The sequence below is a fragment of the Methanoculleus sp. UBA303 genome (assembly GCA_002501655.1).
Classification (GTDB): domain Archaea; phylum Halobacteriota; class Methanomicrobia; order Methanomicrobiales; family Methanoculleaceae; genus Methanoculleus.
Genome location: DANY01000027.1, coordinates 96222 through 121174, shown reverse-complemented (window position 1 = coordinate 121174; position 24953 = coordinate 96222). Strand labels below are relative to the sequence as shown.

The 24953-nt window shown below is 51.2% G+C and carries 22 protein-coding genes and 1 pseudogene; 9 read left to right on the top strand and 14 right to left on the bottom strand.

Features of this window, described 5'->3' with window-relative positions; genetic code table 11:
- The first annotated feature begins 42 nt into the window (after positions 1–42).
- Both BP846_RS06065 and BP846_RS06060 read left to right on the top strand, forming a co-directional pair.
- On the top strand, positions 43–624 hold the full coding sequence (locus BP846_RS06065) for an archaellin/type IV pilin N-terminal domain-containing protein (protein ID WP_292393434.1): 582 nt from the start codon (positions 43–45) through the stop codon (positions 622–624).
- Between the two features lie 11 nt (positions 625–635).
- Complete coding sequence (locus tag BP846_RS06060; RefSeq protein ID WP_292393431.1) at positions 636–1322, top strand: archaellin/type IV pilin N-terminal domain-containing protein; 687 nt, start codon at positions 636–638, stop codon at positions 1320–1322.
- A gap of 527 nt (positions 1323–1849) precedes the next feature.
- Here BP846_RS06060 and BP846_RS06055 read toward each other — a convergent pair.
- Positions 1850–3676, bottom strand: coding sequence for a hypothetical protein (locus tag BP846_RS06055; RefSeq protein WP_292393429.1), 1827 nt, complete (start codon positions 3674–3676; stop codon positions 1850–1852).
- 570 nt (positions 3677–4246) lie between these two features.
- On the opposite strand from BP846_RS06055, the gene BP846_RS06050 reads away from it, so the two are divergent.
- From BP846_RS06050 to BP846_RS06020, 7 genes are all read left to right on the top strand, one after another.
- Entirely contained in the window at positions 4247–5197 is a 951-nt protein-coding gene (locus BP846_RS06050; RefSeq protein ID WP_292393427.1) for a glycosyltransferase family 2 protein, read from the top strand.
- A 137-nt stretch (positions 5198–5334) separates the two neighbouring features.
- Positions 5335–6483 carry an N-acetyl sugar amidotransferase gene (locus BP846_RS06045; RefSeq protein WP_292393425.1) on the top strand — a complete coding sequence of 383 codons (1149 nt, stop codon included), beginning with the start codon at positions 5335–5337 and terminating at the stop codon, positions 6481–6483.
- 1 nt (position 6484) lies between these two features.
- Positions 6485–7606 carry a DUF354 domain-containing protein gene (locus BP846_RS06040; protein WP_292393422.1) on the top strand — a complete coding sequence of 374 codons (1122 nt, stop codon included), beginning with the start codon at positions 6485–6487 and terminating at the stop codon, positions 7604–7606.
- 20 nt (positions 7607–7626) lie between these two features.
- Positions 7627–8679: a polysaccharide deacetylase family protein gene (locus BP846_RS06035; protein WP_292393420.1), complete on the top strand. Its 1053-nt coding sequence runs from the start codon at positions 7627–7629 to the stop codon at positions 8677–8679.
- The gene (locus BP846_RS06030) at positions 8669–9388 is read left to right on the top strand and encodes a class I SAM-dependent methyltransferase (RefSeq protein WP_292393418.1); all 720 of its coding nucleotides are present in this window, start codon (positions 8669–8671) and stop codon (positions 9386–9388) included. Before BP846_RS06035 ends, BP846_RS06030 begins: the two co-directional genes overlap by 11 nt.
- Positions 9369–10265, top strand: a complete 897-nt coding sequence (locus BP846_RS06025) for a glycosyltransferase (protein ID WP_292393416.1) — start codon at positions 9369–9371, stop codon at positions 10263–10265. The genes BP846_RS06030 and BP846_RS06025 overlap by 20 nt, the downstream gene beginning before the upstream one ends.
- Before the next feature lie 168 nt (positions 10266–10433).
- Entirely contained in the window at positions 10434–10580 is a 147-nt protein-coding gene (locus BP846_RS06020; protein ID WP_292393414.1) for a hypothetical protein, read from the top strand.
- A 2-nt stretch (positions 10581–10582) separates the two neighbouring features.
- Here BP846_RS06020 and BP846_RS06015 read toward each other — a convergent pair whose 3' ends face one another.
- From BP846_RS06015 to BP846_RS05955, 13 genes and pseudogenes are all read right to left on the bottom strand, one after another.
- The gene (locus BP846_RS06015) at positions 10583–11842 is read right to left on the bottom strand and encodes a glycosyltransferase family 2 protein (protein ID WP_292393412.1); all 1260 of its coding nucleotides are present in this window, start codon (positions 11840–11842) and stop codon (positions 10583–10585) included.
- Between the two features lie 116 nt (positions 11843–11958).
- A pseudogene (locus BP846_RS06010) lies at positions 11959–12243 on the bottom strand (glycosyltransferase); the annotation flags it as partial.
- Between the two features lie 61 nt (positions 12244–12304).
- Positions 12305–13546, bottom strand: coding sequence for a glycosyltransferase family 4 protein (locus tag BP846_RS06005; RefSeq protein WP_292393410.1), 1242 nt, complete (start codon positions 13544–13546; stop codon positions 12305–12307).
- Positions 13543–14478, bottom strand: coding sequence for a glycosyltransferase (locus BP846_RS06000; RefSeq protein ID WP_292393408.1), 936 nt, complete (start codon positions 14476–14478; stop codon positions 13543–13545). The genes BP846_RS06005 and BP846_RS06000 overlap by 4 nt, the downstream gene beginning before the upstream one ends.
- A 418-nt stretch (positions 14479–14896) precedes the next feature.
- Positions 14897–15550 carry an FkbM family methyltransferase gene (locus BP846_RS05995; protein ID WP_292393406.1) on the bottom strand — a complete coding sequence of 218 codons (654 nt, stop codon included), beginning with the start codon at positions 15548–15550 and terminating at the stop codon, positions 14897–14899.
- Positions 15551–15778: 228 nt separating this feature from the next.
- The gene (locus tag BP846_RS05990) at positions 15779–17395 is read right to left on the bottom strand and encodes a hypothetical protein (protein WP_292393404.1); all 1617 of its coding nucleotides are present in this window, start codon (positions 17393–17395) and stop codon (positions 15779–15781) included.
- A gap of 29 nt (positions 17396–17424) precedes the next feature.
- Positions 17425–18618: a CapA family protein gene (locus tag BP846_RS05985; RefSeq protein WP_292393402.1), complete on the bottom strand. Its 1194-nt coding sequence runs from the start codon at positions 18616–18618 to the stop codon at positions 17425–17427.
- Between the two features lie 95 nt (positions 18619–18713).
- A complete protein-coding gene (locus BP846_RS05980; protein WP_292393400.1) occupies positions 18714–19961 on the bottom strand; it encodes an ABC transporter ATP-binding protein in 1248 nt (415 codons plus the stop codon).
- A 1-nt stretch (position 19962) separates the two neighbouring features.
- On the bottom strand, positions 19963–20799 hold the full coding sequence (locus tag BP846_RS05975) for an ABC transporter permease (protein WP_292393398.1): 837 nt from the start codon (positions 20797–20799) through the stop codon (positions 19963–19965).
- On the bottom strand, positions 20796–21722 hold the full coding sequence (locus tag BP846_RS05970; RefSeq protein ID WP_292393396.1) for an NAD-dependent epimerase/dehydratase family protein: 927 nt from the start codon (positions 21720–21722) through the stop codon (positions 20796–20798). Before BP846_RS05970 ends, BP846_RS05975 begins: the two co-directional genes overlap by 4 nt.
- A complete protein-coding gene (gene galU / locus BP846_RS05965; protein ID WP_292393393.1) occupies positions 21719–22585 on the bottom strand; it encodes a UTP--glucose-1-phosphate uridylyltransferase GalU in 867 nt (288 codons plus the stop codon). Before galU ends, BP846_RS05970 begins: the two co-directional genes overlap by 4 nt.
- Positions 22585–23850, bottom strand: coding sequence for a UDP-glucose dehydrogenase family protein (locus BP846_RS05960; RefSeq protein ID WP_292393391.1), 1266 nt, complete (start codon positions 23848–23850; stop codon positions 22585–22587). Before BP846_RS05960 ends, galU begins: the two co-directional genes overlap by 1 nt.
- Entirely contained in the window at positions 23847–24782 is a 936-nt protein-coding gene (locus BP846_RS05955) for a GDP-L-fucose synthase family protein (protein ID WP_292393389.1), read from the bottom strand. The genes BP846_RS05960 and BP846_RS05955 overlap by 4 nt, the downstream gene beginning before the upstream one ends.
- Positions 24783–24953: the final 171 nt, after the last annotated feature.

Below are 24953 nucleotides of genomic sequence, written 5' to 3'. Positions count from 1 at the left end.
GAAATTAACCTGACGCCGATGGGTAACAGGAGGAAACGTTTCATGAGTAAGTTGATGAAAAACGAAGATGCATTCACCGGCCTCGAGGCCGCGATCGTCTTGATCGCGTTCATCGTCGTGGCCGCAGTCTTCTCGTACGTGATGCTCGGCGCCGGGTTCTTTGCAACCGGAGAGGCGCAGAGGGTCGTGCAGACGGGCGTGGCGCAGGCGAGCTCGAACCTTGAGCTGTCGGGGCCGGTGATCGTGACGGCTTCAAGCACGACAGGCCTGGGCAAGATCAGCTTCCTCTTGCAGCTTGCTGCCGGGGGAGCATCGATTGACATGAAGAAGGTGACCTTCACCGTATCGACGGCTAAGGATATGGAGACCTACACGTATGATGAGATAACCGAGGAGTGGTATGCGAAAGGGGGCCTGCAGACCGGGACCGCTCAGAACGACATGCTCGACAAGTTCGAGATGGTGATGATCGATATCAATACACATGATTCGAAAACATTACCCACGATCGGACCGAACGACCGGTTCACCGTAGAGGTCAAGCCCGACATCGGCGCGGCGCTCCCGATCAACCGGATAGCACCGCCGGACTTACTTAAGGACAATAACTACGAGGTCTACTGAGGTGAATGAGCATGATGAAACTACTTAAGAACGAAGATGCATTCACCGGGCTTGAGGCGGCGATCGTGTTGATCGCGTTCATCGTCGTGGCCGCGGTCTTCTCGTACGTGATGCTCGGCGCCGGGTTCTTCGCGACCCAGGAGGCGCAGAGGACTGTGCACACAGGCTCGCAGCAGGCCAGCTCCAGTCTGGAGATCATCGGTAACATTTACGGTAAAACCGGTGCGACAACTGAAGCCTCGTCCGCAAATGCACGTTTACAGTCTATTGAGTTCACCATCGGGAATACCGCGGGCGGTTCGCCGATCGATATCACCCAGATGCTGGTGACGTTTGTCTGTGGAGAGACGTCAGAAGTCATACCGTTTAGCGAGACTGGCTCCATCAAAGGCATTGGCGCGGCTACTAACCCTAACTCAGGCGGCGCGGATAGTGCTATCATAGCCGCCGGAACCGACGGCAAGTGGGGTGTCATTATGACCTACAACGACATTGGCAAAGATGCTACTGGCACGATCGAAAACAGAAACAAACTCCTCGAACCTGGTGAGCAGTTTGTCCTGAAGGTCGCGTTCCCGGAGGACGCTAAGTTGACACCCAACACCCGGTTCTCCGTGAACCTGCAGCCGGCGATCGGTGCGGCCTTCCCGATCAAGAAGACCGTTCCATCGACCCTCTATGCGGTGAACATCATCTAACAGTGAACACTCCACTAACCCTTTTTTTCATCCGGGCGCCGGTGCGATCACCGTTCCGGGTAATCCCGGGCTGTAGCAGGAACCCGATTCAGCATGCCCATCCTGCTGTGTTCATGCCCCCACCTTTGCGGGTCAACGGATGATTCCGCAATATTGAAACCGGAAACGGAAGCCCTGTTTGTTAAGCCCGGGGACGCGGCCTCCCCCAAGAATGCGACGCACACCGCGATCCGCTGCACGAAACAGGCCCGGGGGAAGACACGGGTAGTGGGCCACTGCATCTGACATCTCACGTGCATCGTTGCCTCACGCGAAGTGGGCTGCACCGCTCATCTACCTCCCTCGCGGTAACGCGAGAAGCCTTGTTGCTGACCCTGTACTCTGATTCAACGAGGGCTGTGAGAAAAATGCCGGGCCGGAGTTCTTACTGTGGAAAGCCCAATAACCGCCGAATGACCGGAAGTTGAGGAGATGCTATCAAATACCGATCTGATGGGTTCCCGGGGCGTCCGGAAAAAAGTCAGAGTTCAGAGGCTTTCCAATCCGGTGACCCCAATACAGTGCTGGTAGAGCGTCTCCACGAGCGGGATCCAGAGAGGATAGCCGTTGAACTTCGCCACTGAGTAGAGGAAGACCATCATCACCTGCCACGCGAACGGGACGGCGATGAGGAGGAGCAGGGCAGCCGTGAGCCAGGTGCCGGGTATGCTAAACCGCTTCCTCACTGCAATAAGGATGAGGGTTACAGCGAGCATCACGAACGTGATCCGGGTAAAGAACAGCGTGTAGCCGGGGTACTGCCCCCCGTAGGGCTGGATAAGCATCAGGGCAAGGAGCAGCACTGGAGCGGCGACCCCGATGACGGCGACCTGCCAGAGCGCCCTCCGCTTTGGGTTGGCACTGGCGAGGCGTGATATCCCGTAGACCCCGAGCAGCCCCGCCGGCAGATAGAATGGGCTGAGATACCTGATGTCGGGGATAATACCGTGGCTTGCGCTCAGCCCGGGGAGGCTCCGGGCGTAGGCGACCCAGACGGCGCAGGCCACAACGACGAGAAAGATCACCACAGCGAGGTTTTGCGACCGCTCCCCCCTCCGGTAGTCCAGGTAGAGCACCGGGAGGAGGATGACCGCAAGGACGATCAGCGGCGATACCGCGACGAGGCTCATGTTCCCGGACGCCGGGGCGAAGAGGATACCAAAAACATCCCCGGGCAGGGTCGACCACGACGGGGTGAAGTGGTTTGCGAGGACGGAAAGAAATCCCGTGACCCCTCCCGACGGTGCGGGGACCGCCTGGACGACGCCGTTCACAGCCTCGGCCGCGCCGATGATCTCCTCCCCCGAGGCGCCGGCAAGGAGCCTCTTCTCATAGACGTAGAACGCCGGCACCAGCGGGTTTCCGGTCACGTGGGCGTTGTTGATGAGGAGCGGCACGGCCCCGAGGAGCGTGGCAAGGGGCGTGCAGAGCGCTTTTACCACCTCCTTTGCAGGCTTCTGCCGGAGATCTCCGCGGGAGACCAGAAGCCCGACGTAGTAGAGCGTGGCAAAGACAAAGACCGTAAACCCGACCTCAGGTCTTGCCCACGCGAGCAGCCCGATGAACGCAAACCCGATGACGGCATCACTCCACCGCCGTTCCTTGATATACCGCACCAGAAAGAGGATGACCGCCGCGGTCATTGCTGCTAACAGCATGTGATCCTTCGCGTTCGACGCCCAGAAGATGTATGATGAACAGGATATGCAGGCGATCGTCCCGAAGATGGAGAACCAGGTATCCTCAAATATGGTCCTGCAGGTGAGGTAGACCATCACCGCGAGCGCGGCGAAGAGGAGGTGGTTCGTGAAGACCACCGCCGCGGCCTCGATAGGTGCGTCCGGCGCGGCGAACGGCCAGGGGTAGTAGAAGGCGAGGTTCGCAAGCAGCGCAAGGAACGAGGCGCCGATCACGAGCCACGTCCATCGGACGCCCCGCCACCGGGCGTACTCCGGGCGATAGGCGTCGACCAGCACCGCCATCGCAACCGGGAGGAGCGACCAGAGGAGCACAACCGCGATCCTGAACTGATCGCCGAAGAGGTTGAAGAACGTAAGTGCCGGGAGCGAGAGGGCGGGGAGCATCATCGTGTAGCCGAGGAGGTTATGGCGGGCCTGGAAGTAGGGTCCCGGCGTCCCGTTCTGGAACGTGCCGTACTTCCCCTCGTTCACGATGATCTGGTGCCCCTCCCCGAGCTGGTGGAGCTGGTTGACCGTGATCCACTCGTCGTTTATGAAGAGCGCCGGGTTTGAGAACGTTATGATGAAGAAGAGCGCAAAGAGGAAGATAAGCACCGGGATAAGGTTTCTCTCCATGAAGCAGGAGACCGCTTCCTGCTCCGGCCGGCCCTCGTCCGCCCTATCCGGCTGAGGCTTCGTTGTTGACCCTCGTCGTCGTGAACCCATTTTTATCGCCCTGATACCACGTAAGGAGAAGTCGGTTTATAGATCAGTATGTTTTAGGCTCATCAATTTTTATATCTTCGTAATAATTTTCCGGCTCGAATGAGAAAGGGATATATAGCAGGTTTTGAAGATGCCAGGAGGTGCCGGCTCAACACCCGGGAGTAATCCAGAACAGCCCGGGGGTAGCATGCGCATTTTCCCGGAGAACACTGGAGATCCGGGGGACTTATACCGGCGTCCGATCGCACGGCATCTCCCCGGCCCGCGCCCTATCGCCTATATCGGCACCTTAATCGTCATGGCCTGTCGGGATACGCCATTTTTACGAACAGGGAACGTATGCACTGCTTTGAAGAGCGATATAATTATCCCTGACTGCAAGAGAATACTAGTCAGCAAGCAATGCACCCCCGGCAGGGCAACCGCAGCCGGAAAGCCTCTCCCACTTTGCCCGGGCGGGTGCGATGGAGCTGTGTCGCCATGTACCGAGAGCGCCGGATTGCAGTAGTCGTCCCTGCGTACAACGAGGAACTCCTGATCGGGCCGACGCTCGATACCATGCCGGAGTTTGTGGACCGGGTCTACGTCGTGGACGACTGTTCGGCGGATCAGACATCCCCGAGGATCGGGGAACGGGCGGCGAAGGACCCGCGCATCGTCCTCCTCCGGCATGAGACGAACTGCGGCGTCGGGGCCGCGATCATCACCGGCTATACGGCGGCACTTCTGGACGATCTCGATATCGTCGCCGTCATGGCCGGTGACAACCAGATGGACCCGGCGTTCCTCCCGAAGTTGCTGGACCCGATCGTCGACGGGAAAGCAGACTATACGGTTGGGAATCGCCTCATCAATCCGGAGTTCCGGAAAGGGATGAGCCGGTGGCGCTTTGCCGGGAACGCGGCGCTGACGCTTCTCACCAAGATCGCGTCGGGCTACTGGCAGCTGGTCGACCCGCAGAACGGCTACACGGCGATCTCGCGGCGGGCGCTGGAGACGATCCCGCTCGATGCCGTCTACCCGCGGTACGGCTACTGCAACGATATCCTCGTGCGGCTCAACGTCTACGGGTTCCGCGTGACGAACGTCCCGCACCCTGCGCGCTACGGGCTTGAGCGGTCGAACATTAAGTACAGTAGTTACATCCTACGGCTCTCCGGGCTTCTCCTGAAGGACTTTCTCTGGAGGCTGAAGACGAAGTACGTCGTCATGGGGTTCCATCCGCTGGTGTTCTTCTACTTCTTTGGGGTCGCTTTCAGTGTTATCAGCGTCCTCATGGGGATCTACTCCTTGTATTTCAAATTTGTACAGGATAATTCCGTCTTTGTCCCGGCGGTAATCACACTCCTCATCTTTGGCCTAGGGGCCCAGTTTCTCCTCTTTGCGATGCTGTTTGACATGCAGGCAGAGAAGAATGGCGGGTGGTACTGATTGTTATGGAATCTCATACTCGAAAAGTATCAGGAACTTGCCCATGTAGCACTTAACACCGGGCATGCGCCCCGGACATTTTTGAGCGCATTTGTCCCGAAAAATATGGGTGCCCCTGTGTTTTGCGGTGCTTAACGATGAATTCTAGTGATACCTATCAGATCTGTTCCCGATGTGTCTCAGATACGACCATTCCCGATATACAATTTGACGGGAAGGGCATCTGCAATTTCTGCCAGATTCATGATAGCCTTGATAAACAGTTCCCTCTTGATGGCAGGGGGGAGCAGAAACTGAATCAAATAGTAGAAAAGATACAAAAAGATGGTCAAGCCCAGAAGTATGACTGTATAGTGGGTATCAGTGGAGGTGCCGATAGCACCTTCTGCCTTTATATGGCAAAAAAGCTGGGATTGCGACCTCTAGCAGTTCATTTTGATAACGGATGGAACTCAGAAGCCTCCGTATCCAATATTAAAAACGCTATCAGGAAGCTCGAAATCGATCTAAAGTGGATTACAGCCGATTTTGAGGAATTCTGTGACATTCAACGCTCCTTCCTGAAGGCGTCTGTTCCAGATGCCGAGACCCCGACGGATCTTGCCATTCATGCAGTTCTCCACCGTACCGCCGCAGAGAATGGCGTTAAGTGGATCATCAACGGAATGAACTTCCGCACAGAAGGCATACAGCCCCTTAAATGGAGTTATACGGATGGGAGGTACGTCCGGAGCGTACAGGAAGAATATGGTCGTCGCCCTCTCGTGATGTATCCCAACCTGACAATCTCCGACATGATCAACTTCTCTCTCTTTAAGGGCATCAAGACCGTCCCTCTTCTTGCCTACATGGACTACAGTAAGGAAGAAACCAAGGATATCCTCAAGCGTGAGGTAGACTGGACCGACTATGGGGGACATCATTTTGAATCTTTCTATACCCGTTTTGTGATCACAGATATCCTCTGGAACAAGTTCCGGATAGACAAGAGAAAGGTTCAGTTGTCTGCCGCGGTGCGTTCCGGGAAGTTAACCCGATATGAGGCACTTGAGGTGCTGAAGGCCCCTCCAAGCGGTGATCCGGAGGTCACAGGGATTGTTCTTGGGAAGATCGGGGTTACAGAAGAAGAGTTCGGAGAGATTCTCTCCCTCCCTCCAAAGACCTTCCTTGACTACTCTACTAGTTATCCTCTGATTAGAGTCCTGAAGTGGCCGATCAAATTGGCCTGCTCTCTGAACCTCATTCCGAGGATCTTCTATGAAAAGTATCTGGGGGCGCATGTGTAATATGCGGGTTGTTGTCGATATTAACCATCCAGGTCATGTACACTACTTCAAGACTTTTATCCGGGAGATGGAGCAGAGGGGCCATGAGGTCTTGATTACAGCAAGTCACAAGGACGTGGCAATCCAGTTGCTCCAACAATACGGGTTAAAGTATATCGATCTCGGAAGTTATGGGTCTTCGTTGCTCAAAAAAGTGATTAATGTCCCGATAATGGATGTAAAGATGTATCGAGCGGTGAAGAATTTCCGCCCGGACATTCTCCTTGGCTTTTCCTCAATCCGGGCCGCGCATGTATCTAAAGTTCTAGGCGTGCCTGCTGTCATCTTTGACGACACAGAACATGCGGTTTGGGAACGCCGTCTCTATGCTCCTTTCTCCGATGTGATCCTGACACCAAGTTGCTTCCACAGGGATATTGGGAAAAAACAGGCCAGGTTCAATGGCTACATGGAACTCGCTTCTCTCCACCCCAACCGCTTCACCCCAAACCCCGCCGTCCTCGCCGAGCTCGATCTTGCCGAGGGCGACCCCTTCATCATCGTCCGCTTCGTCTCCTGGGAGGCGAGCCACGACGTTGGCCAGCGCGGCATCCGCGACAAGGTCGGGCTCGTGAAGGCGCTGGAGAGTTACGGCCGTGTCCTGATCACCTCGGAGGGGGCGCTGCCTGATGAGTTGCAGCCCTACCAGATCCGGGTCTCGCCGGAGAAGTTGCATGATCTGTTGTACTATGCGACGTTGTACGTGGGGGAGGGGGGGACGACAGCGTCGGAGGCAGCGATCCTTGGGACACCATCGATCTATGTCTCTTCACTTGTAGGTACGATGGGCAATTTCATCGAACTTGAGGAGACCTACGACCTTCTCCATAGTTTTACCGACAGTAGTGCAGCACTGGGCAGGGCGATTGAGATCCTGCAGGATCCTGCGAGCCGGGAGAACTGGCGGGTCAAGCGGGAGCGGTTGCTGGCGGATAAGATCGACGTGACCGCGTTCATGGTCTGGTTCGTCGAGAATTATCCCCGGAGTTTTACTGAGATGAAGGAGCACCCCGAGGTGCAGTACTCCTGTGCTTTGACTTCTGGTGATGCACCATTGGCCCAAACGTCTTCTCAAAGTAGTTGACGTCGGGAGAAGAAACAGCAATGGTTCACCGTTATGATGATATCAGGCAAAATAAGGAGTTATGGGACCTCTACACCCGAAAAGAGGAGTACTCTCCCCAGCAACTGGACCGCTATGGGCGCTTTGTATATGCACATAGCACAAACCGGGATATCCTTGAGCCAAGGGTTTCGAAACATCTCGTAGACAACGGATACGAAATAGAATACCCAGATGGTAAGCAATTTGCCGTCTGTCTCACCCACGACGTTGATGAGATTTACCCCCCTCTCAAGCACACATTGCTATCCACCCTGACCTGTCTCAAGGGGCTGGACATCAGCGGTTTCAAACAACAGGCTTTCTGGAAACTGCGTGGAAAGGAGCAGAGCCCCTACTGGAACTTCCAGGAGATCATGGACCTGGAGGAGAAGTATGGTGCACGGTCCTCTTTTTATTTCCTCGCTACAGATGCTGACATCAGGCGTTTCAGATACAACATAGAGGATTTGGAAGGGGAACTGGGCCGGATTGTAGACCGGGAGTGGGAAGTCGGGCTTCACGGCGGTTACTATGCCTGCAATGACCTTGAGGAGATTGCACGGGAGAAGGGGCGGCTGGAACAGGTACTGGGCAGAAAAGTTACCGGTTACCGAAATCATTACCTGCGGTTTCAGGTACCTGATTCCTGGGAGATCCTGGAGAAGGCAGGGTTCAGGTACGACACGACTCTGGGTTACCCTGATATGGTTGGCTTCAGGAATGGTATGTGCCACCCGTTCATGCCCTATAATCTGCGTACTGAGACGGAAGTCAACATCTTGGAGATTCCGCTGGTTATAATGGACGGTACGCTGTTTGACTCTGTGAGGTCTTATGATGAGGCATGGGATGTAGCAAAGAGGTTAATTGATACTGTGGCATCCTGTAATGGTGTTTTGACCCTTAATTGGCATACGAACAACTTTAACTGTCCATTCCGGGCTTTATGGTATGCGATGTATGAAAAGATATTGGGTTATTGTCATAAGAAGAATGCATGGATGGACAATGCACAAATTATTATGAATGGATGGAATACAAATGAGTCTTGAAATTACTTCAGAAAGTCCGGATCAGTATAAGAGAAACACATCCAATTTTGATTCGACATTAAGATATGATACTGATTTTGGGTATTCCAAAATGTCATCAATCTGTAACAAAATGATTAAAAATTCTAATATTACATTGAATGATAACATTCTTGAGATTGGGGGAGGAACCGGCGAATTAATCCTTAAATATGCCAATTATACACGCAATATTGTTGTTACTGACATTAACCCGTATATGATTAAAGTTATCCAACAAAAGGCTCGTGACAATAAAAACATCTTCTATGCTTTAACTGATGCAAAAAAAATTCCATTTAAGGATAATTCATTTAATGTTGTATTGGAACGAAATTTGCCTTTAATTTACTTGGACACGTTTATTTCCGATGGAACTGCGATCAAAGTCTTAAATGAAATGAAACGGGTATCAAATGATAAAGTTGTTGTTATTCATCAGAATAACACCCCGCTACAAAGAAAAGAAGCGGGTGTGCATCTATTTAACGAGAGTGAACTAAAAACGATTTTGGAGGATGATTTGGAATTAGTTAATGTTAAAGTTATCAATGCAGTTTTTTCGAATCCCTTTTTGTATTCTTTTCTTGAAGAAGCGTTGTCTAGAGAAATTGAGAAGATATGCGGAGATAGCTTCTTGTTGAAGAGGTTTAGTGGATGCCTTATTGCGTGTGGTTCAAAAATGGGATGATGATATGTATATTATAGTAACTCCTGCAAAAAATGAGGAAGAGCACCTCCCAAAGGTTGCAGAAGCGGTGATCACACAAAACGTGCCTCCTATCCTATGGGTTATCGTAGATGATGGCAGCACAGATAGGACGCCTGATATAATAAGAACACTTGAAGATCAATACATCTGGATAAAATCCATACAGTTGCCTCCGCACCCAAGGGATATCACTTTTCACTACTCGTATGTCTGTAAAAGCGGTTTTGATTATGCTATCCAACTCTGCAAAACGAACGCTATACAATATAATTTCATTGGATTACTTGATGCAGACACAGTTTTGGAAGCAGCGTACTTCGAAAAGCTGAGCATGGAGTTTCATAGAAATAGTCAGCTTGGCATTGCCAGTGGTCACATAACGGATATGTCACACAAAGAGGTTCGTTGGGCTGATATCAAAAACGATGAACCTGACCGCCCGCTCCCCCGCGGTAGCGGAAGATTCTGGGCAAAGAAATGTTTCTTTGAGACAGGAGGCTATCCTATCGAGCCGTCCCCCGATTCAATCTCAAATGTCAAGGCCAACCTAAGGCGATGGGAGATCAGGCAATTCGGGCATATTAGAGCGATACAATTGAGAGGTACAAGTGGCGCCCAAGGCCTTTGGAATGGATATCGAGTAAATGGCTCAATGGCACACTACTTAAATAAGCATCCATTGCTTGTTCTGGTGGGGTCATTTTTCTATTCTACTCAAAAACCCTATTATATCGGTCTTGCATATTTGTATGGGTACCTTCTGGAGTGGCTCAAACGATCACCAAAGATAAATGATCCCGAAATTCGAGATTATTATTGGAATAAACGGTTAAAAGAGTACATCAAATTATCCTGAGGGTATCTACGCCAGGCAGGATAACGTTTCATATCTTCTGAGGGTTTCGAGTAACCTCCCCCTCACCCAAAGTACTTTATCGCCTCCAATCGATCTTTTCTCATGATTACATTCACCAATTCTGCCATTCGACGTGAATACACCTCTCTTGCTGCTTTGGGTGACTGGTTGGGGGAGATCCAGGGTCTGATCGATTGGGACGCCTTCCGTCCTCACCTCGCCGACCTGTATACGAACGATACAGGCAAGGGGGGTCATCCGAACTATGATGTCATCCCCATGATCCGACTGCTGGTGCTCCAGCAGTGGGAGTGATATCAGTAACTTCCTATTGCACTACCGAAAAAGATCGATCGAATACCATAAAATACTCTAGATGAGCGAAGGTTTTTCAAAATTTTCTTGAACATTGGATTTGTCTTCATGACATATCTTCCCGGAAATCTATATGTTTGAGGATACTTAAGGAGAAACGGATGCATATATAAAATTGTCTTATACAGGCCAACCGATTTCGTTCTCTCCCCCAGAAGTAACAGGTAACCCGGCAAAAGTGCTAACTGTATATAGACCCATCTAGGTTTGCTGCCAATAGAAGGACTAATCTTGCCCATATTGTATTCATTCTCAAGGGTTTTATATATCTCATGTAGGGCTTCCATGAGGAGATAACTATCTCCTGCATGGAAATGATCTTTATCGACAAACCTCAAAACTTCTTGAAGTGGTTTCTGGTAAAACATCTCCCCATCACCATCATCCAGCATGCCTTTGCTCGTGCATCTAACAATTTTATGTGGTTGCTGAGAGAGATGATTGATTAACAGTGACTGAAGTATGCGAGAGTATGCAATTTCAGTAAGGGGTGCCCCCGGGGTGCGACACGTAAGAACCTTATCGAATACCAGAAATATTTCCGGCCAGAATGCTTCCTGCTGAGAAACGCTTTTTGAACTCCCATGCAACCTGAACCACGCCAGCGTTCTGGGGATATACTGCATTACATTCCCTTCCTGCCCCAGGCAGATCCAGAGATCGTAATCCATGGCATAGTGGAATCTTTCATCCAAAAACCCGATCTTCTTTATCGCGTCTGCGCTGATGAAACTAGCAGGCTGGCGGATATAATTACGACGATACAGTTCTTCCAGGTCAAACTTGCGGGAGCCTATATGCGACAATATTGTTGTACCTGCATCTACGTAAGCCATATCTCCATATATGACAGCAGAATTCGGTTGTTCAGCAAAGGCCTTTGCCGCTGTGCAGAGAGCGCCTGCGGTATAAACATCGTCCGAGTTCAGCCATGCTACGATCTCCCCGGTAGACCTTTTGAATCCCTTATTAATGGCGTTTGTCTGGCCGCCGTCTGGTTCACTCGTCCAGAATGTTATCCAGCGCTCATATTTCCGGATAATTTCGACGCTCTCGTCTGTGCTGCCCCCATCGATAATAATATACTCGAGATCTGGGTAACCCTGCAGGAGCACCGATCGGATCGTCTCCTCGATGAACTGACCCTGATTGTAGGATGGCGTGACAATACTGATCCTCGGCCAGGGCTTCCCGTCCGGCATACTCTCCGGCACCCGGGGTGTCTCCCTGGTCCACGGCCACCCCGTTTTGCCCTTCGGGGGCGGGGGGAGATCAGTAAGGGTCGGGCAACGCATACTAGAGTGTGGCTCTTTTCAGCCTATATGCCTTCTTCTTTAAGGTTCGCCCGGTAAAACGCAAGATACTCCCCCACCATCCTCTCCCGCCCGAACCGCCGCGCCGCATCCTCCGCCGCCTGCCGCCCCATCCGCACCCGGAGCCCTTCATCCGCCAGCAGGTCGAGGACCCGCCCCGCCAGCGCCCGGGCGTCCCCCGTCGGCACCAGGAACCCCGTGCGCCCCTCCACGACCTGCTCGGGGATGCCGCCGACCGCGCTCGCCACGACCGGGGTGCCGCAGGCCAGGGCCTCGAGGACGGTGGTCGGGAAGGCCTCTTGAGGATATTTAACATTTCAGGGTGACTGAAGTATTCACGACCTATTGGGTTCATCCTAAAACGCTTTTGTAGAGTTCGATATACTGCCTGGCCACCACTTTACTATCGAAGCACTTAAGGACCTTCTCTCTCGCGTTTCTTGAAAGTGTCGCATATTCGGGTGAATGGAGCACCCAACATATACCTTCGGCCAGATTGACTGGACTGAATGGTTCCGCAAGATAGCCGTTGCGCTTATGCTCGATGAGGTCTCCGTTGCCACCAATATCAAAGGCCACCACCGGGGTTCCGCACGCAAGCGATTCCATAATGGCGTTGGATAAGTTTTCTTGTAAAGAGGGCACCACCATGACATCTGCGGCACAATAGAGCAACCGAAGTGAGGCTTCGTCCAGATGACCAAGATAATGAGATGCAAAACCAAATCCTGGTGCATTATCCGGTCGAGAACTGCCAAAGACCACTAATTCTATATCACTGCTTTTCGGCAATGTTTCAAGAGCTTTTACCAATTCTGTATAGCCTTTGCGTGGATCGCTCGTTGCAGACATGGCACCGTAAAGTATCAGTTTTTTATTGAGTGGTAGACTTAAAACCATTCGGGTCTGCCCTTTGTCGACAGGCATGAACTTTGTTGTGTCTATGGGATTAGGCAGGTTAATTACCGGGTTATGAGAAAACAAGAGGCCTTGACTGACGCAATCAGCAAGCCAACCGCTCAGACCGACTACAGTCAAATTATCCACCTTTGCAAAAGTATTCCGCTTCCGGGCGAAGACATTTTGGCTCAGGTCATTCACTTTCTTTGAACCCAGCACAGGGCAGGAGCAGCAGCCAGATTTGTATTTACCGCACCCTTCGTCATAGTGGCAACCACCCGTAAAAGCCCACATGTCATGTAGACTCCAGACAATGGGTTTTTTGATTCTGCCCAGGTCTTCAATATGGATCATACCACCACAGATCCAATGTAGGTGAACTATATCCGGGTCAATGGTCTCAATGGCATCTACAACCTCGCTAAAAGGCAACCATGCTGGAGAGAAAAGGGTTCTTGTTTTGTTTTTGTAGCGTTTAAGCGGTAACGCGTCCAATCTAGGCCGAAGTTTGCTCATGATGTTTTGAAATTTTGTTTTATTGGCGAGTTCGATCACCGTGTCATCGCCGCTACTTTTTGATTGTACCAGCATCTGGCTGTCTACGCCAGCGTCGAGTAGAGCTCGATGCAGGCGGTATGCCGCACGGGCCGCCCCGCCCTGGATGTCGAATGTGTTAACGATAAGGATTTTCATCGTATAACATCTCTTTTAAACAAGATTCTTGATATCTTGTTAATTCCTCGCACAGGAAGAGATTTTTTACGGTAAAATTTCCTGAACTCGAGCATAACATCCTCATTGAGTTGCATATCTTTTATGAAGGCGCAAGTCCGCTTTGCTCTTGAGAGATCGTTTTCAAAAATACGTGTCTCCCCGCAATGTGTGCCTGTTCCATCATGGCCGATGTTGTTAACATATGAGTGGCGAGGACAGACAGAGTACATCCCCTGCTTAAAATGGGCATAACTAAATCGGATGGACCAGGAATTGATTTTACCTTCCATCTGGGATTTGAGCATACCTGTGAGGTCATCTCCTCCGCGATTGAACAGCTTTTGCTGACGAGGATCATTTATGAATTGATGATAGTCCTTAAGCTCCCAGTCGACAAGGTTCCAGCGGTCGGCCCAGGTAGCCCAACCCCATGACGAATTCCGATAGTTTAGGTAGACGTCATCGGTAAAGTTTTTGGGATATTTCATACAGGCTGGCGGTAGGGTGTAGCCACTTATCGACATAATTTCAGGGTTATCGTGATAGAGTTCCAGCGCCTCATTCATAAACCGCAGGAAGTAAGGACTTGTTACGAGGTCGTCTTCCAGCACGATCACCCTGCCGTAGTCGTTCACAGTCCTCGTCACCCCGTCGATGATCGAATCGGCCAGTCCCCAATTTTTATTCCGCTCAACGATCGTGACTGTTTTGAATCCCTTTATTGTTCTGATATACTCACGGACTCTGGCGACATATTCTATTGCGTGCTCATTTTTGGGAGCGTCACTGTAGATGAAGAGCTCACTTTCGCTCGCCAGCTCGTTCTTTTGTAGTGCTTCCACCGTCTGCTGCGTATGCCACGGACGGATGTAGACGAAGAGGATTATAGGAGCGGGTTCAATTTCGTTCATTTGCCCGTCCTCTTCTGCATAAAATGCGTAATAGAATCATGGCTTCCTCAGGTATATTGTTTGTAGAGAGATTTAGAGCAATCCATATTGATTGTGAGGTCTTCCATGGGCATGTCAAATCCTATGGTACCTTTCAACCTAGATTCAATAATTCTTATGTTTTTAGTCGGGGCTGCATAGGGTGAACTGTCCTGCGTCCGTGCCCACCAGAGGTTGTGACGGCAACGGTTTTTCCCTGCCTGCCTCTTTAAACACAATGATTTTGGGGTGATGGGCAGAGTGCCCGGAAGGCAGTAGCAGGTAAATGACTCGCATTTAGAGTGATGAACCCGAATAGATCCGTTGGTATTCTGCATATGACACAGAATGCCGATTCAGTCTACCTAATCTGCCTTAAGGAACATTGCATTAAAATTGTTTACGCCCCATAAATTAACGAAAACTCTTGATAATTATCAGAAATGTAAAACACTTCGTAATCATTACACATAAGGTCATGAATTGCTTTTTTTGTATCTGCTATGCTAAATGGGTCAAATCTGTGATGAAACTCAATTAATATCTGTCGTGGGAATATCGATTTTTTAATGATATCTTCTATTACTCCGTACTCTGCTCCCTCAATATCCATTTTTAAAATATCAATCTCCTCGTGACCTAACTGTTTCATTATTGCATCCAAAGTCATCATTTTCACTAAAATTGGCTCATCTTTCAAGTCTTTTTGCCTGAATAGCGAGCATGAAACATAATCCTCATTTCTTGGGGGATAGAATTTGAACAATCCATCGTGGTCTGCCACCCCCATCTGGAAGAAGTTAAAATTACGCGGGTTTCTTTGCTGAATGTATGCGGCGGATTTTGGGGTGGGATCAAACCCGAACACTTCCACACCATGCTTTGCAATTAACTCTTCATCCCATGATATATCCTCGTCTATCCCTAATGAGTAAATAATACTTGTTTTTGCGAGACCTGTCGGGCAGATGACCCATCCACCATAATCAGATCCGTACCACTCTCCCGGACAAGTTTTCAGGATCTTTGAACGTTTTAAATTTTTTAGGTACAATAGATCGGGAATTGCCTTCAGACTATTTAATTTCCTATTAATGTTAAAAATGCCTCATATCCCCCACTCGTTCCCACGTCTTCGTTTGTTTTTAGGGTAAACATCCCCGACATCCAATGAGTTATTGTAACGCTCCAGAATTTGCTCACTATATGAGACCAACGCCATAACTGGAAATGACTCAGAAACGCTTGGTAAATCTGTGTTTGCGATGAAAGTTTGCATATATTACCTCCCGTGCTTTAAACCCAATTCAATCGATTTGGTAACATAATATGGATAAACTATCAAAATGCTAGATCTCTTTTGTGTAATGCCTAATCGCCTTAACCCGCATCCTACATACCGGAGATCCATCAGCGCTTTGTATATTCTATTAAAAATACCTTCAATCCTCGAAGATTGGTTTTGCTTGGACATAACTTGGTTTATTTTCTGGAGGTAACTCTTTTTAAACAAACTGCTCATGACCTGAATATCCAAAGGTTCATAGTCGTTATTAATATAGGCCTGATAATTCAGAGAATTAGATCTATCTTTTGGCAGATCCATAGATTCAACGTCCAAATGATATTTCCTAAAGAGGTCTGTTTGCCATGCTCTATTATGTCGTCTCTCTTCCGGGAGATTTAGCATATCTACTACAATATTGAAATTCAGATATGGTGTCCATACAGGAAAACCGAAATATTCGGGAACTGTGACAATGTATGATATCAGAATGATTTTGAATCGAATGAGATGTACTATTCTTATTTTTTCATCGGCTAAATATCCTTCATTTTCATAAAAAAATTTTTTCCTGAGATCAGAATTATGACGGATTACCAACTGTTCTTTATCCGCATTTGCTCCATGAGAATAGGCCATCTTTGTGATATCATTGAAATGATGTACTTCCTCGACTTTTATATCGCCTGCCCATGCATCCCCGACAATTCCGCTCACAAATGTCGCATTTTTTGTGAATCTATCCATCTGTCTCATTTTTTTGTAAAACTCAATATGGTACATTCCATGAAGGTGAGTTGATATTCCAAAGATTTTGAACCAGTCATCGATGTACTGATCGAAGTTTCCAAGCTCAATTTGACTCCACCGAGTCCCTAAGATCTCGGATACTTTTTTAGCGTGCACAACCTCAAAACTTTTTGACTGGTCGTCGCTTATGCCATAGGTATACGATCGTATCCTTGATCTGTCATTTATACAGAGGTTTAGCAACCTTGAATCATACCCCCCGGATGTAGGTATTATTATTTCATCTTTTGTTATGGTTTCAACTGCATCGATGTACTTTTTAATTTTGTCAAAGACTGCAGTCTCATCAGATGTATTTTTGAATAAACCCTCGTCTAGCACGGGGTCCTCTTTATAATGGATTTTTATCCCCTCCCGACTGACCACCAATTTCGAGTAATATCGCATGAATTTTACTTCTTTGAAGGGAGTCTGCTCCAAAATACTATATCCGAACTCAACAAAATTAGCGAGTCCTTCAGGGTGGATCTCTTTGTCGGTCAGTGTCTTTAGAGAGAGCGTCGACACGATCCCTCTCGTTTCATTATAGAATACGGGAATGGATCCCAGCCAGTCATTTTCGATGATAATACTTTCATCTTTAAAATACAGGAGGACGTTTCTATCTAAGAGATCCTCGGCGAGAGGGAACGAGAGACTATACTTCTCATTAATGATGCATTCGCATATATCTCCGATTCCCCATAGGTAAACGTGAAATCCTCCGTATTGCAGTTCGATACGGTTTAAGTCGCTATGAAATACGTCGATCCCGGCATGGTCGATAGTTGACCTTGAAACAGTAAATCCAATTAACTTATTCATGGTACACCACTCTCGCTGCCCTGTTTAAACTACGGCATCATTCTATCTGCAATCTCGCGTGTTGTTTCTGTTCTCAGGTCATCTTGCTCTCCACCTAATACACCTAATGCCGTTGCAATTGCATCCCGATGGCTCTCACAGGCAAAAAGATGGTATCTGAGCAGGAACTGATCTTTATCTCTATTTTTACGCCGGAGAATCTTTGATATTGCCGCTTTGGTCACAGGGATGATATCTGCTACGCACAATCTACCTCTTTCCTGCTCAAATCCAAGCCAATTAGCATAATAACGAGAATATAATCTTATTGAGACCTCTTGCCAGAGGCCGGTCAGAAGCTCCCGGTCATTCAAAGGGACGTTAACTTCTGAGAAATATTCTTTATGGAGTGAATATTCTTGGTTATTGCTTTTCCTCACAACAACAACGCCATCTGCATTTTTTTCAATGACAGTTGTATTTGGACCCCATTTTTCAATTCCTTTTTTTGATACCTGGATCTCTGGTACTATAGACCAGAGCGTATTTTTGGAGGACGTCCAGATATCCGGATCCACCAAAAAATTACCAAGACCATAGAATATAATCCCATTATGGTATTCTTCAAAACCTTGAGGGACATGAGAATGATGACCGTGGACTATTGTCGCACCTGCGTCAATAAAGCTCCTGAGAAGATCCTGCCATTGAGGAGAGGGCCAAGGCGACATCTCAGATGCACCATGTATTGAGATGATAATAATGTCTACTTTACTTTTTAACTCGTTTATGGATTTATAGATCCAAGGGCCCACTGCTGTCACTCCTGGTTTCCAAGGGGTCGCGATACCAAACTGGGTTTCAGCACAACATATAACGCCTACTTTGATCCCTTGAATATCTTTTATTATTGGTTTTGATGCCTCATTTGAATTCTTGCCAGCGCCACCTATTTCAGCTCCAGTATCTTGGCAAATCTTAATTGTGTCTGAAAGCCCTGTTTCACCGTAATCCATTATATGATTATTTGCCAGGTTAATCACGAATTTTGTATCTATATATTCGGCTGTTATTTTTTTATCTCCGTACAGAGATGGGCCTGCTTTTGGGCGACATTTAAGCATCTTTGTCACAGGCGTTTCAAGATTGGTGATAGCTAGATCGATTGAACCTAGTTCATAGGTTGTACATGCATCTTTTACTCCTTTTGTTGGGGCAAAATCACCAAATAGTGCAATCCTCATTTTACTTCCCCTTCCCTACCAAATCCCGGTAAAAATATGGATGTTTTGCTACACCTATTATTCAAGTAACTTCGTGCTATTCTCTGAATTCTATTTTAGATGTTCCATTCTGCATTGACATATATCATACCCATGTCCGATGAAAATTGATACTGTTTTTCTGTGGTATTTGACCATTCGACACGAAATGTCATGGCATTTTGAATATCGTCGATTTTCTCTCCGACCTGCCACAATCTTAGATATATACTATAACTACCAGGCAGTAAAGGTAGTGAATCAATACTGCATATTACCTCTCCTCTTCCGGATATGTATTCGCCAAAATTGTTTTTTTGCCATTGGCTATTGATCGTAAATATTTTTGCCCCATTTATTGCATGAAAACTAGCAACAAACTGTGGTGCAAAAACGGGATCTGTAAAATTATATCCGATTCGGAAAACTAGTGGCTTCCCATAATATGCCACAGCATTTTCGAGGTCCATTGAGAGGTAGGTAAAACTAGTTTTTGTGTTTTTTGCGCGGTTTGGATGGTTAACTAATGATACCTCGTTATTATAATTTGTATTAATACTTTTGAGATAATTCGTAATTGAATTATCGATTGTATCAATATATGTTATCTTTCCCCCTGTTAAAACGATTCCTTTTTGACAAATATTGGATAGCGCCCCCATATTATGACTCACAAACAGCACCGTCCTCCCCTCGCTCGCCACCTCCCCCATCTTCCCGAGGCACTTCTTCTGGAACTCCGCGTCTCCCACCGCCAGCACCTCGTCCACCAGCAGAATCTCCGGGTCCAGGTGCGCCGCCACCGAGAACGCGAGCCGCACATTCATCCCGCTCGAGTACCTCTTCACCGGCGTGTCGAGGAACTTCTCGACGCCCGAGAACTTCACGATCTCCTCGAACTTGTCATCGATCTCGCGCTTCTTCATGCCGAGGATGGCGCCGTTGAAGAAGATGTTCTCCCGGCCGGTGAGCTCGGGGTGAAAACCGGTGCCGACCTCAAGGAGGGAGCCGACCCGGCCCCGCATCACGATCTCGCCCTCGGTCGGGTAGGTGATCCGGGAGAGGATCTTGAGGAGGGTGCTCTTGCCGGCGCCGTTCCTCCCGATGATGCCGAGGACCTCGCCGCGCTCGACCTCGAAGTTGATGTCCTTGAGGGCCCAGAAAGTCTCCTTCGGTCCAGTGAGGCCACGCAGGGTCCTTACGGGGTGACGCACCGCGTTCGTGAAACTCTCCGTGAACCGCTTGTAGGTCCGGTCCATCCCTATCTGGTATTCCTTCGAGAGGTGCTTCACCTCGATGATCGGTTTGTTGTTCCGGGATGTCATGTCACACCAGGTCCGCGAAGTATTTCTCTGTCCGGCGGAGATACAGCACGCCGCTGAAGAAGATCGCAAGCGTGATTGCCGCCGATATGGCAAGCCCGACGTAGTCCACCGGGGTATGTCCAAGCAGGACCGCCCGGTGAGCGTTGAGGAGGCCGGTCAGGGGGTTGAGGGCAAGGAGCCACTGCAGGTTCTCACCGAGGATGCTCGCCGGGTAGATCACCGGCGAGACGAACATCAGCATCTGGATGAAGAACGGGAGGGCGAACTTGACGTCCCGGTACTTCACGCAGATCGATGAGAGCCAGTAGCCCGTCCCCGCCGCGAGGAGGAGGGTGAGGAGGACGATCGCCGGCAGGAGGAGGATCGCTGCCGTCGGCATAAACTGGTAATAGACCATCATGGCGGCAAGGATCGTCATGGCGATCCCGTAGTCCACGATCCCCGCAAGGCACGGCGCCGTCGGGATGAATATCCTCGGCATGTAGACCTTCGAGAGGAGTTGCGCGTTCCCGACCAGGCTGTTCCCCGCACCAGACAGCGCATTCTGGAAGTAGGTCCAGAGAAGCAGGCCCGAGTAGGAGAAGAGGGCATACGGGATCCCCTCCGAGGGCATCTGGGCAAGGCCGCCGAATATCAGGGTGAAGACGATCATCGTGAAGAGCGGCTGGAGCACCGCCCAGGACGCCCCCATGACGGTCTGCTTGTACCGGATCTTGATCTCGCGGAGGGCAAGGAAGAAGAGGAGCTCGTGGTACTCCAGAAGCTCCTTCCAGTTCAGGTCAAAGAGGCCGTACTTCGGGCGGATGACCAGTTCGAAGTCGGATGCCTGTTCAGTCATGGTTCTTCCCGGATCCAGTCGACGTAGCGTTTTAATCCTGCAGTTATTCCGGTCCGGGCATGCCAGCCCAGGAGTTCCTCTGCCTTCCGGGTGTCGGCCCGGGTGTCCTTTACGTCGCCCTTCTGCTCTGCACTGTGCTCGACAACTGCACTCTTCCCGACAACCTCCTCGATAGCACCGATCAGGTCGTTAACGCTGATCCGGTTCCCGCCGCCGATGTTGAAGACCTCGCCCCGAACATCACTTCCGGCGGCAAGGATGTTTGCCTCGACGATATCGTCGATGTAGGTGAAGTCCCGCGTCTGCGTGCCGTCGCCGTAGACGGTGATCGCCTCATTGTTCAGGACTGCCCGGACGAATTTGTTGATTCCCATGTCCGGCCGCTGGCGCGGGCCGTACACGGTGAAGTACCGGAGCGACACCGCCGGAACACCGTAGTTCTTCCAGTACAGCGAACAGAGGTGCTCGGCGGCAAGTTTCGTCACCCCGTAGGGGGAGACCGGCTGCACCATCCGGTCTTCACGCATGGGGAGTTCAGCATCGCCGTAGACCGAGGAGGACGAAGAGTAGACGAATTTCCGGATCTTCCGGGATTTATAGAACTCAAGCAGCCGCTGGGTCGCCAGGATATTGTCGCGGGTGTAGACCTCAAAGCTCTCCCCCCACGACGCCCGGACGCCCGCCTGTGCCGCGAGGTGAAAGACGTAGTCGACGGACGGAAAGGACTTCATATCGAGGATATCCTCTTCGAGCAGCGCAAAGCGCGGGTGCTTAACCGCGGACGAAATGTTTCGCTCTTTGAGACCCCGGGAATAGTAGTCCGAGAACCGGTCGATACCGATCACCGTATACCCGTCACGCAAAAGCCGGTCGGCGAGCGTGCTCCCGATGAACCCGGCACACCCGGTTACAAGGGCTCTCATGCCTGCACCACCCATCTCATATATGCCATGACGTCATCCCGCAGATCGTCGTGCTCCAGGGCGAAATCGATGATCGCCTCGATGTAGCCCATCCGGTCGCCGGTATCATACCGTCTGCCGTGAAATGTGCAGGCATAGACGTTCTGGCTGTCTTTCAGGAGGCGGATCCCGTCCGTCAACTGGATCTCCCCCCCGACACCGTGGGTCGTCCTCTTTAAACAGTCAAAGATCTCCGGGGTGAAGACGTAACGCCCGATCGCGCCCATGGTCGAGGGCGCCTCCTCCGCTTTTGGCTTCTCCACGATATCCTCAAGCAGGAAGAGAGAATCCTCAAGCCTTCTGCCCTTGATGATCCCGTAGCTGCTGACCATCTCCTTGGGCACATCTTCAACTGCAATGACGGAGCAGCGGTAGCGGTCAAACGTATCGATCAGTTGCCGGGTGCAGGGCCTGTCGTTTCGTATGATGTCGTCGCCGAGCAGCACGGCAAACGGTTCATTGCAGATGTGCTTCTCGGCCCGGAGAACAGCGTCCCCCAGTCCCAGCGGCTCTTTCTGCCGGATATAATGGATATCGACGAGCGACGAGATCTCCTGCACCATCTTGAGGAGATGCTCTTTCTTACCATTCGCAAGGTGCATCTCTAGTTCGGGCGAATCGTCGAAATAATCCTCGATGGCTCGCTTGCTCCTGCCGGTAATGATGATGATATCGTCGATCCCCGAGTCCAGGGCCTCCTTGACGACGTAATGGATGACCGGGACATCGATGATGGGGAGCATCTCCTTCGGCATGGATTTCGTAGCCGGCAGGAATCTCGTCCCAAGCCCTGCCGCGGGGATAACAGCTTTTGTAACCGCCATTACCAGCACACCCCGTCGTAGGTCGAGCCGTCCCGTGCTCTCTCGATCCTTCTTCCGTCGATGACGATCTTCCCGGAGTAACTCAGGCTCTCAAACTCCTTCCACTCCGTCGTGATAAGCACGGCGTCCGCAGCGAGAGCAGCCGCAGCGGTAGGAACGTAGTTGATCTGCGGGTAGAGTTTACTGAAGTTGCCCATCGCCATAGGGTCGTAGGCAAGGACCGTCGCCCCGTTTCGAAGCAAGGTCTCGACGATCGGGATAGCCCGGCTCTCCCGCACGTCATCGGTATTCGGCTTAAACGCGAGGCCGAGAACTCCGATCGTCTTCCGATCGAGGTCGGGAACGTGCGTCTTGAGCAGTTTAAGAAGCTGCAGCGGCTGCTCCTCGTTCACTTCGATGACGTCTTTCAGGATCTTTGGCTCAACCCCGACCTCTTCTGCCCTGGCAATCAGCGCCCGTACATCCTTCGGGAAGCACGACCCTCCAAATCCGATGCCGGACTGGAAGAATGCCGGATTGATCCGGTGGTCCATCCCCACACCCCTGAAGACCTCGGCGGTATCGATCTCCATCTGTTTGCATATGTTGCCGATCTCGTTTGCAAAACTGATCTTTGTCGCGAGGAACGCGTTGCTGACGTATTTGATCATCTCGGCAACAGGGATGGCGGTGATCATCTTCGGGCAGTCGATAGACGAATAAAGTTCTTCGAGGAGGCGGCGGGAGCGATCATCACAAGTCCCGATGACGATCCGGTCCGGCGCAAAAAAGTCACTGAGGGCTGAACCTTCCCGCAGAAATTCCGGATTGGAAGCCAGCCCGAAGTCAACGAAAGCCCGTTTCCCGGACTCCGCCTCAAGGATCGGGAGAACAACGTCTTTTGTCGTTCCCGGCAGGACGGTGCTCTTCACGACTACAGTATGGCCGCCCGACCTCTCTCTCAGAACCCTGCCGACCCCGGCGGCTGCGGACCGGACATAGGTGAGATCGATCGATCCATCCTGCCGTGAAGGGGTCCCAACGCAGATGAACGTAACCTCAGTACGGCGTACGGCGTCTGCAAGGTCATCCGTTGCCACGATCCGTGAGGAGTTCTCCTGCAGTAACCCGCCAAGCCCGGGCTCATAGATGGGGGCCTGCCCGGCGTTGATCGCGGCAATCTTACTCGGGTCGAGGTCGACAAAGACGATCTCGTGCCCGAGGGCGGCAAAGCACGCCCCCGTGACCGCACCGACGTAGCCGCATCCGATGATGGAGATCTTCATCGTCGTTCCCTGTACCACGCTATCGTCCGCTCCAGCCCTTCGCGGAGATCGACCTTCGCCCGGAACCCGAACTCCCGCTCCGCGCGCGAGACAGCCAGGCACCGCCGGGGCTGGCCGTCGGGTTTGGCCGTGTCCCGGACGATCTCCCCCGTAAACCCGGTGAGGTCGGCGATGAGGGTCGCGAGGTCGCGGATGGTGATCTCGAAGCCTGCCCCGAGGTTCACCGGATCGGGCTTATCGTAGCGCTCGGCGGCGAGCGCGATCCCCTCCGCGGCGTCGTCGACGTAGAGGAACTCGCGCGATGCAGCCCCGGTCCCCCAGACCTCGACGCTCTCCGCACCGCTCTCCACCGCCTCGACGAACTTCCTGATCAGGGCCGGTATGACGTGCGAGGATGCCGGGTCGAAGTTGTCCCCCGGGCCGTAGAGGTTCACCGGGAGGAGGTAGATCGCGTTAAACCCGTACTGCTGCCGGTAGGCCTGAGCCTGGACAAGGAGCATCTTCTTTGCGAGGCCATAGGGGGCGTTGGTCTCTTCGGGATACCCGTTCCAGAGATCCTCTTCCCGGAACGGGACCGGCGTGAACTTCGGGTAGGCGCAGATCGTCCCGACGGCGACGAACTTCGCCACACCGGCCTGCCGGGCGGCCTCCATCAGTTGGATCCCCATGACGGCGTTGTCGTAGAAGAGAGAGCCCGGGTTTGCCATGTTGTAGCCGATGCCGCCGACCTTCGCCGCAAGGTGGATGACGATGTCGACGCCCTCGACCGCGGCAACGCAGTCCTCCCACCGCCGGAGGTCAAGGTCGCGGCTCCGCGGCACCCGGATGTTCTCCCCGGGGAGCCCGTGCCTCTCAAGCGTCCTCACGAGAGATGAGCCGAGGAACCCGGCCCCGCCCGTGACGAGAACCCTCTTTTCATCCCAGAACGTCATGCAATCTCCCGGAGCGTATCACTGCAATCGTTTGTGCCGTTCCCCTTGAAGATACCATCGATCCGATCGAGGTTCACCCGGAAGCCTCGCCGGGTTTTCCAGCCATAAACCGCCGGGTTCCAGACGGAGCGGCCGTCGTGAGCCTGCGGCCGCATCCCGGCTGACAGCAGG

What these genes read in the sequence shown, in the direction of transcription:
- BP846_RS06065 (WP_292393434.1), top strand. Translation starts at nt 43, where the DNA reads ATGAGTAAGTTGATGAAAAACGAAGATGCATTCACCGGCCTCGAGGCC.
- BP846_RS06060 (WP_292393431.1), top strand. Translation starts at nt 636, where the DNA reads ATGATGAAACTACTTAAGAACGAAGATGCATTCACCGGGCTTGAGGCG.
- BP846_RS06055 (WP_292393429.1), bottom strand. Translation starts at nt 3,676, where the DNA reads ATGGAGAGAAACCTTATCCCGGTGCTTATCTTCCTCTTTGCGCTCTTC.
- BP846_RS06050 (WP_292393427.1), top strand. Translation starts at nt 4,247, where the DNA reads ATGTACCGAGAGCGCCGGATTGCAGTAGTCGTCCCTGCGTACAACGAG.
- BP846_RS06045 (WP_292393425.1), top strand. Translation starts at nt 5,335, where the DNA reads ATGAATTCTAGTGATACCTATCAGATCTGTTCCCGATGTGTCTCAGAT.
- BP846_RS06040 (WP_292393422.1), top strand. Translation starts at nt 6,485, where the DNA reads ATGCGGGTTGTTGTCGATATTAACCATCCAGGTCATGTACACTACTTC.
- BP846_RS06035 (WP_292393420.1), top strand. Translation starts at nt 7,627, where the DNA reads ATGGTTCACCGTTATGATGATATCAGGCAAAATAAGGAGTTATGGGAC.
- BP846_RS06030 (WP_292393418.1), top strand. Translation starts at nt 8,669, where the DNA reads ATGAGTCTTGAAATTACTTCAGAAAGTCCGGATCAGTATAAGAGAAAC.
- BP846_RS06015 (WP_292393412.1), bottom strand. Translation starts at nt 11,842, where the DNA reads ATGCCGGACGGGAAGCCCTGGCCGAGGATCAGTATTGTCACGCCATCC.
- BP846_RS06005 (WP_292393410.1), bottom strand. Translation starts at nt 13,546, where the DNA reads ATGAAAATCCTTATCGTTAACACATTCGACATCCAGGGCGGGGCGGCC.
- BP846_RS06000 (WP_292393408.1), bottom strand. Translation starts at nt 14,478, where the DNA reads ATGAACGAAATTGAACCCGCTCCTATAATCCTCTTCGTCTACATCCGT.
- BP846_RS05990 (WP_292393404.1), bottom strand. Translation starts at nt 17,395, where the DNA reads ATGAATAAGTTAATTGGATTTACTGTTTCAAGGTCAACTATCGACCAT.
- BP846_RS05985 (WP_292393402.1), bottom strand. Translation starts at nt 18,618, where the DNA reads ATGAGGATTGCACTATTTGGTGATTTTGCCCCAACAAAAGGAGTAAAA.
- BP846_RS05980 (WP_292393400.1), bottom strand. Translation starts at nt 19,961, where the DNA reads ATGACATCCCGGAACAACAAACCGATCATCGAGGTGAAGCACCTCTCG.
- BP846_RS05975 (WP_292393398.1), bottom strand. Translation starts at nt 20,799, where the DNA reads ATGACTGAACAGGCATCCGACTTCGAACTGGTCATCCGCCCGAAGTAC.
- BP846_RS05970 (WP_292393396.1), bottom strand. Translation starts at nt 21,722, where the DNA reads ATGAGAGCCCTTGTAACCGGGTGTGCCGGGTTCATCGGGAGCACGCTC.
- galU (WP_292393393.1), bottom strand. Translation starts at nt 22,585, where the DNA reads ATGGCGGTTACAAAAGCTGTTATCCCCGCGGCAGGGCTTGGGACGAGA.
- BP846_RS05960 (WP_292393391.1), bottom strand. Translation starts at nt 23,850, where the DNA reads ATGAAGATCTCCATCATCGGATGCGGCTACGTCGGTGCGGTCACGGGG.
- BP846_RS05955 (WP_292393389.1), bottom strand. Translation starts at nt 24,782, where the DNA reads ATGACGTTCTGGGATGAAAAGAGGGTTCTCGTCACGGGCGGGGCCGGG.